Consider the following 2,912-nt stretch of genomic DNA (forward strand, 5'->3'; position numbering starts at 1 on the left):
GGAGAGCATAAAAAAGAGTGGGGTATTTACGCCGCCATTGCATCTAAATTGCATCTAAATTCGTGTTATTCAGTTTAGGGTACCAACGGTGAAAGAGACTTTCTAATTCATCATTCAAAACGGCCACTCGAGTTTGTAAAAGGTAATGAGCACCTTCTTGGCTCCACTGCATTTGCTGCTTTTTTGCCATTCTTTTTGCAATAACTTCATTCACTGTTGATTCCACAAATGCCCTTGAAATGGGTTCACCATAGCGATGCCGTTCCCCATAATTGGGGATCATACCTTGGTTATTACCAAGGTAAGTTATCATTTCCTCTAAATACCGCACCACTTTTTTACTGTTTTTATAGACTTGGTTATCTTCTTCATCATCACAAATGCCTAAACAGCTATCGAGCTGTTCTAGCGCCTGATCGACATTACCATGCCATAGGTACCATTTTGTTTTTTCGAGTAAATTTTTTAATTCTATACCAATATCAGAGCATTGTGTGATGAGCCCTTTAGCACACTGATTAAGCACTGTTAGGCGCATACTAATATGAAACCAATCTAAAATATGCTCAGCTTCGGGGTAAATCCCGATTTACATCATTCTTAGGTTATCAGCCCCATCCGACAAAAATAATATCTGTTGGTTAGTTTGCATCCCTTGGGCATTGAGTACAGAAAGTAAGCGTTTCCTTGGGTTATTTTCAAACGTGTGAACATAACCAAACCGTTTTGCTTGAATATTTTCGGCGTAAGCTTTTCCTGTAATGATTTCAAAATTGTTTTTTCGGTTATGGCAATCTCGGACATAACCCCCATCAAATCCTATCACCATCGGTTTTCCTGGGCGGGGTAACTGCTCATTGTCATAAGCGGTTTTATCGAGAAAATCGGGTTTCTCGGCTAACTCAGCTTCTTGTCGTTTAGCGACACTGATTAAGTGATTACGTACTGTGGCGGCATTTAACGTTTTATTAATGGGTAAAATATCTTTCAATCTATCCACAGTAAGATCGTAAGACATCAATGAGGCCCATTTAGCTTCAATATATTTTAGTTCGGGATGGATATTTTCGGGTAGCCATTCACTGAGCAAGCTGACTGATTTTGTATTATTTGTCTCACAGCTGCAGCGGTACAGTCGAAGCCCTTTAATCGGAATGACCCCAAATAAAGTATGATAATATCGAGTCTGATGATCTTTTATTTGACGACGTTGATGACAGTGTGGGCATCCTCGATGCGCTTGCATATAGGCTTGGCTTTGAGACTGTATGATAGCTAATTGAGCACTATTGATTAATGTCTTTGATTCGTTAAGGGATAATCCCAAAGGTTCATCTTGTTCGGTGGTTTTCTGTGACGTTAATAAGATTTCCTGATAGGTGGAACCATCATCGTGTATTACCTTTACTGTCACTACGATTTTTATCATACGACCTCCGAAGTTAATGGATTATCTTTTCCTTAACTTATAGTAAGTTGAAACACCTATTCCGACGTTATCACAGGCTATTTTAAGGCGAATACCTTTCGCTTTTAATTCATCAACCATTGCGACCTTACGTTTATCTGCAGGAGGGCGGCCAGTCTGTTCCCCTCTATGCTTTTTAGCGGCAATTCCTTCAGCTTGACGTTCCCTAATCAGAGCTCGTTCAAATTGACTAAATGCTGACATCATATGCAATTGCAGTTCTTGTAGTGGGTTATTTTCATGTGCAGAAAAACAAATATTTTCTTTTAGAAAAATAAGTGAAACCCCTCGTTGTTTTAGATCAAGTGTTAAATTACACATATCCATCATATTTCGGCACAAGCGATCGATTGAATGAACAATCAATGTATCCCCAGATACGAGTATCGATAATAATTGTTGTAAATAGGGGCGATGCGTATCTTTGCCGCCGGCAATATCGGTAAAAACTGTTTTAACTTTATAACCTGAATTTTGAATCGCCATTTCTTGCCGCGCAGCATTTTGCTCAGAAGAATTGATACGAATATAAGCATAAATCATAGAATAATCCATAAAGGTTATAGAGGTTTTCATAATACTCTCTAAACCTCAATTTACACCACCTTTAGAGACAATTTAAGGGCTGAGATCGCTATTTACGTAAAAGTATACCTTTAGAGAGTCCAGTCTAAGCCCTGTGAATAGTTCGGGGTGTCAAAATCATAACGCTTTAATAACTGATTGAGTCGTTGGCGGTTAAATTTGACACGATTGTATTCATCGATAAATTCCTGGATATCTGCCCAAGTTGTGCTGTCATTGCTTTCTACAATAGCTTCTAAAAGTTTAATCGAGGCTTCAGTTTCATCATACTGAGTAGTATCCGGCATTCCTTGGCCACCAAGGCAAAATGGCGTATTTTTATTTACGTTTGATTCAATCGCTTCAATGCGGATATCTAATATACCCGTTATCTTTCAAGTTGCTTCTTTGTTGGCTGCACTCTCTCACCCCGGTCACATAGTTATCTATGCTCCCGGGGATTCGTTCCCTTGCCGTCGCGATGCATCTTGAAATCCATAGGGTATAACCAATGGCGGTAAAAATTATACTCATAAGTAAACTTATCGCGATTTTCAAACTGAAATGAGGCGAGTGAAACCGCTCAGGGATTATCATAAAACCCCAATCCACCTTCATAGCTAATACCATAGTCTTTACCATGAATATGAAAAGAGTGAAGATGGCCGTTATCCCAACCAAATGCAAACTGTAGGAGAAAATGCAAAGCGCCAAGTGACATGTCACAATGAATACGAAAACGTCGCCAAATCATCGGGCTAATATCGCGAATAGCCACTTTGACCTTATAGACAGACATGCTCCCCCCCTTTGTCACAATAAATACGAGAACGATCATACTAATTGATTAAAGGAATACCCCACACTTCTTTATGCTCTC

General features: G+C 39.3%; 3 protein-coding genes and 1 pseudogene. All 4 read right to left on the bottom strand.

The features are described from left to right. Positions 1-43 precede the first annotated feature (43 nt). The 4 genes and pseudogenes from D3222_RS26920 to D3222_RS26385 all read right to left on the bottom strand — a co-directional run bounded on the left by D3222_RS26920 (position 44) and on the right by D3222_RS26385 (position 2,831). A pseudogene (locus D3222_RS26920) lies at positions 44-1,426 on the bottom strand (ISKra4 family transposase). 24 nt (positions 1,427-1,450) lie between these two features. Next, positions 1,451-2,044 (bottom strand): recombinase family protein, encoded by a 594-nt coding sequence (locus D3222_RS24030; protein ID WP_232832668.1) that lies wholly within the window; start codon positions 2,042-2,044, stop codon positions 1,451-1,453. A gap of 80 nt (positions 2,045-2,124) precedes the next feature. Beyond that, positions 2,125-2,340, bottom strand: a complete 216-nt coding sequence (locus tag D3222_RS24035) for a hypothetical protein (RefSeq protein WP_118988303.1) — start codon at positions 2,338-2,340, stop codon at positions 2,125-2,127. Between the two features lie 275 nt (positions 2,341-2,615). Further along, positions 2,616-2,831, bottom strand: coding sequence for an IS1096 element passenger TnpR family protein (locus D3222_RS26385; RefSeq protein ID WP_118987693.1), 216 nt, complete (start codon positions 2,829-2,831; stop codon positions 2,616-2,618). Positions 2,832-2,912: the final 81 nt, after the last annotated feature.

The organism is Photorhabdus sp. CRCIA-P01 (assembly GCF_003545805.1).
Classification (GTDB): domain Bacteria; phylum Pseudomonadota; class Gammaproteobacteria; order Enterobacterales; family Enterobacteriaceae; genus Photorhabdus; species Photorhabdus antumapuensis.

Coding starts and splice junctions, on each gene's coding strand:
- D3222_RS24030 (WP_232832668.1), bottom strand. CDS start 2,044: ATGAAAACCTCTATAACCTTTATGGATTATTCTATGATTTATGCTTAT.
- D3222_RS24035 (WP_118988303.1), bottom strand. CDS start 2,340: ATGCCGGATACTACTCAGTATGATGAAACTGAAGCCTCGATTAAACTT.
- D3222_RS26385 (WP_118987693.1), bottom strand. CDS start 2,831: ATGTCTGTCTATAAGGTCAAAGTGGCTATTCGCGATATTAGCCCGATG.